Origin of the sequence: Actinoplanes sp. NPDC048791, assembly GCF_040650095.1 — a bacterium.
In the GTDB taxonomy this organism is placed as follows: domain Bacteria; phylum Actinomycetota; class Actinomycetes; order Mycobacteriales; family Micromonosporaceae; genus Actinoplanes.
The window spans coordinates 1-3,846 of sequence record NZ_JBEZGQ010000812.1 but is presented as its reverse complement, the minus strand read 5'-3'; the positions used below and the strand labels follow the sequence as shown (position 1 = coordinate 3,846).

Sequence of the window (3,846 nt, the reverse complement as noted above, 5' to 3'; positions counted from 1 at the left end):
GGGTTCGGACGCGTCAGTCTGGTCCGGGTCCGGCACCCAGTGCTGCTGGGCGTCGGGCCACGGGTCGACGGCTGGCGGCGGCAGCAGCTGATCCCGCGCTGACGGCACGGTCTCCGCGTCGTCCATCCGCGAGCGCGGCGAAGAGGTCGCGGGAGGCCCAGGGCGCGGTGCGGATGCCGCCGCGGCGTCCGAATGCGGCGCGGATGCCGCCAGAGCGCCCGAATGCGGCGCAGAAGACGCTGGGGCTCCCGAGTGGGGGGCCGCCGCCGGGGCACCGGGATGCGGCGCGGATCCGGCTGAAGCACCTGAATGCGGCGTGGAAGCCGCGGGAGCGCCCGAAGGCAGGGCGGAACCCGAGGGAACGCCCGAATGCGAGGCGGAAGACGCCGCGTGCGGCATCACGTCGGCCGGATGCGCAGCCGTGGGCGGCGCCGGGAAAGCGGGCGGCGCAGCGAAAGAACCCTGCTGCTGCCGGGAGAGCAGCCGCATCTCAGCAGTGGGACCGGGCGCAGCCGGCTCCTCGGCCAGCAGCGCGGCGTCCGCGAGGATGCTGCCCTCGGCCACCACCAGCTCGGGCTGCTCGATCGCCACCGGCGCCTCGCCCAGCGCCCGGTGCAGCAGCGTCGCCACCAGCGGGATCCGGCTCGCTCCGCCGACCAGGAACACCCCGGCCAGCCGCCCCTCGGCCAGATCGGCCCAACGCAGCAGGTCCCGGGTCACCTGCACGGTCTGGTCCAGCACCGGCCGGGCCAGCTCCTCCAGCTCCTCGCGGGTGACGTGCAGCTCCAGGTCCAGCAGCGGCACCACCACGTCGGCCGACTGGAGCCGGGACAGGCGTTCCTTGGCGATCCGGACGTCGTCCCAGAGCTGCCGCTGGGCGCGCCGGTCCTCCAGGGTCGCCGGCTCGGTCAGCCGTTGCCAGATCGCCGGGTCGTGCTCGGCGCAGAGCTGGCCGATGTGCTCGACCAGGGCGGCGTCGATGTCCAGCCCGCCGAGGTCGTCCCGGCCGTCCACGGCCAGCACCTCGAAGCCCTCCGCGGTGCGGGCGACGACGCTGACGTCGAAGGTGCCGGCGCCGAAGTCGTGCACCACCACGACCGAGCCGATCGGCACCTCCCGGCCCAGCACCTCGGCGAAGTAGGTGGCCGCGGCGACCGGCTCGGCGACCAGCCGGGCCCGGGTCAGACCGGCCCGGGCGGCGGCCTCGGCCAGCAGGCCCCGGCGGGTGGCGCCCCAGGTCGCCGGGCAGGTGAGGGTGAGCTCGGGGCGGACCGGGCCGACCGCGCGGTGCCACTCGTCGGCCACCCGGACCAGCACCGCGGCGATCATGTCGACGACCTCGAACTCCTCGTCGCCGAGCAGTACCAGTCCGTCGTCGATCCGGCGTTTCGGGTTGGGTTCGAAGCGGCCCGGGTCGCGTCGGGCGCTGTGCACCGCGTCGCGGCCCACCACCAGGTGCCCGCCGGCCTCGGCATAGACGGCCGAGGGCAGCAGCGGGGAACCGTCGACGAGGATCGGCCGGGCCCGCCCGTCGGGCCAGCGGGCCACCGCGACGGTGTTCGAGGTGCCGAAGTCGACGCCGAGCGAGTGCCGACCCTGGTCGATGGACATGCGCGCCAGTGTAGGCGCAGCCCGGAAGTTGATGATCTCGCTAGACGAGGCGCCAGCGCAGGTCGCCGTTGCGGGCCCGCTCACAGCGGACGGCCTTGCCCTCGGCGGTCCGGCCGGTCGCGCCCGCGTCGTCGCAGGGCTCGTCGGCCACGGGGATCGGCGCGTCGTCCGCGGGCGCCGGGGCCGACGGCGGCAGCAGCGCGCGATCCGTCGGTGACGTGGTCGGCGTCGGCGGTGGTACGGGCGCCACGGGCGCCGTGGTGGTCCGGGACGGGCTGATCGACCGGGTGGTGGAGCTCCGCACGGCGGCCGGGGCCGGCGAGGTCGGCCGTTCCGTACGGGTCTGCTTGGTGCTGGCGGACACCGGCCGCTCGGCCTGCTCGCTGGGCGGTGGCGAGTTCGTGCTCGGCACCACGATCGGCGGCCCGGCGAGCTGGGGCTCCGCGGCCCGCCCGCCGGACTTCGCATCGTCACCGCCGAATGTGACAAATCCGATGACCCCGCAGAGCAAGGCCTGGCCGGCGACCAGGGCCACGGCCACGCACACGGTGCGCCGGACCGAGGTCACGCGCACACCGGGCATCGTCACAGAGGGGAACTTTATGGCAACAGATCGATATACGCGAGATCTACCGCAGCGTTTCTCGGTTGAGTCCGGCGTACCCAGCAGACCGGCTCAGCGGCCGGTGAACTTCGGCTTGCGCTTCTCGACGAATGCCGTGGTGCCCTCGATCCGGTCGTCGGTGGCGAACAGGCCGGCGAACAGCTGACTCTCCCAGGCCAGGCCCGAGGCCAGGTCGGTGCTCAGGCCGCCGTCGATGGCCAGCTTCGCGGCCCGCAGGGCCAGGGCCGGGCCGTTCAGGTACGGCTTGAGCAGCTCGACCGCGCTCGCGTACACGTCGGCGGCGGGCACCACCCGGTCGGCCAGCCCGATCCGCAGCGCCTCCTCGGCGTCCACCATCCGGCCGGAGAACACCAGGTCCTTGGCCTTCGCCGGGCCGATGAGCCGGGCCAGCCGCTGGGTGCCACCGGCGCCCGGGATCAGGCCCAGTTTGATCTCCGGCTGACCGAGCTTGGCGTCCTGCGCGACGACCCGCCAGTCGCAGGCCAGCGCCAGCTCACAACCGCCGCCGAGGGCGTAGCCGGTCACCGCGGCGACGACCGGCTTCGGGATCCGGGCGATCGCGTCGAACGCGCTGGACAGGGCGGCCGCCCGGACGGTCATCTCCTGGTACGTCGTGGTGGTGAACTCGGTGATGTCGGCGCCGGCGGCGAACACCTTCTCCCCGCCGTACACGATCACCGCTCTGATCTGCGGCTCCTCGGCCGCCGCCCGAGCCGCCTCGCGCAGTTCCTCCTGCACCTGGGTGTTCAGCGGGTTCATCGGGGGACGGTCGAGCCGGATCGTGCCGATGCCGTCGCTCGTCTCGAGTCGTACGAACTCACCCACGCGCATGCCTCCCTAGCGATCGTTCAGTCACCGACAGCGTAAGGCCAGGCTCGCCAGGGTAAGTAGCATGGGACACCGAGGAGGGGCGATGATCACCTATTACCGCGATCCGGACGTGCTGGTCACGTCCGCCGGGGTCCGCATGAGCGGCCGGGAGTACCGCCTCAGCGATTTCGCCCAGGTGTGGCACCGGCAGGGCCGCCGTTCGTGGGGTGCGGTGGCCGGGCGCGGCGCCCTCGGCATCGCGATGATCGTCCCGCTCGTGATCGGCGCGGTCGGCGTCCTGGTGGCCCTGGTCATCCACGCCTCGACGGCCACCACTGTCGCCCTGATCGGCGGCGGCATCCTGATCGGCCTGGCCGCCGCGCCACTGTCCGACGTCCTGCTGGAGTTCGTCGACCGCTCGTACGACAAGGGCAGCCGCCGCCGCGAGATCTGGGCCCGCATCCGCGGTTCCGAGGTCCTGCTGCTGGACACGGACAACGCGCAGCGCTTCGGCCAGATCTACCGGGCCCTGCAACGCGCCCTGGACCACGACACCGTCGCCCACTGAGGTGCCGCGGGCAAGGAGTGCCATGACGAACGCCCGGGGCGCGCTGCCGCTCGCCGGCCTGCTCGCCACCTCCGGGGTGCTGCATTTCCTCACCCCGAAGCCGTTCGACTCCATCGTGCCGCGCTCGCTGCCGGGCCGCCCACGCACGTGGACCCTGCTCAGCGGCGCGGCCGAGCTGGCTGTCGCCGCCGCGGTCGCCAATCCCCGCACCCGCCGGCTCGGCGGGCTCGCC

4 protein-coding genes and 1 pseudogene are annotated in these 3,846 nt (G+C 73.6%); 2 read left to right on the top strand and 3 right to left on the bottom strand.

Going from position 1 to position 3,846, the window contains the following annotated elements; all coding sequences use genetic code 11:
* From AB0C29_RS37565 to AB0C29_RS37555, 3 genes are all read right to left on the bottom strand, one after another.
* The coding region (locus AB0C29_RS37565; protein WP_360830845.1) for an Hsp70 family protein at positions 1-1,611 on the bottom strand (1,611 nt) is incomplete at its 3' end.
* 40 nt (positions 1,612-1,651) lie between these two features.
* The gene (locus AB0C29_RS37560) at positions 1,652-2,185 is read right to left on the bottom strand and encodes a hypothetical protein (protein ID WP_360830842.1); all 534 of its coding nucleotides are present in this window, start codon (positions 2,183-2,185) and stop codon (positions 1,652-1,654) included.
* A 102-nt stretch (positions 2,186-2,287) separates the two neighbouring features.
* Positions 2,288-3,061 (bottom strand): enoyl-CoA hydratase-related protein, encoded by a 774-nt coding sequence (locus tag AB0C29_RS37555; RefSeq protein ID WP_360550173.1) that lies wholly within the window; start codon positions 3,059-3,061, stop codon positions 2,288-2,290.
* An 88-nt stretch (positions 3,062-3,149) separates the two neighbouring features.
* On the opposite strand from AB0C29_RS37555, the gene AB0C29_RS37550 reads away from it, so the two are divergent.
* Positions 3,150-3,614 carry a DUF6232 family protein gene (locus tag AB0C29_RS37550; RefSeq protein WP_360830838.1) on the top strand — a complete coding sequence of 155 codons (465 nt, stop codon included), beginning with the start codon at positions 3,150-3,152 and terminating at the stop codon, positions 3,612-3,614.
* Between the two features lie 22 nt (positions 3,615-3,636).
* Positions 3,637-3,846 (top strand): annotated as a pseudogene (locus AB0C29_RS37545) (hypothetical protein); the annotation flags it as partial.

Bases quoted from the DNA above. Each gene is read 5' to 3' on its own strand.
- AB0C29_RS37550 (WP_360830838.1), top strand. From the start codon at position 3,150: ATGATCACCTATTACCGCGATCCGGACGTGCTGGTCACGTCCGCCGGG.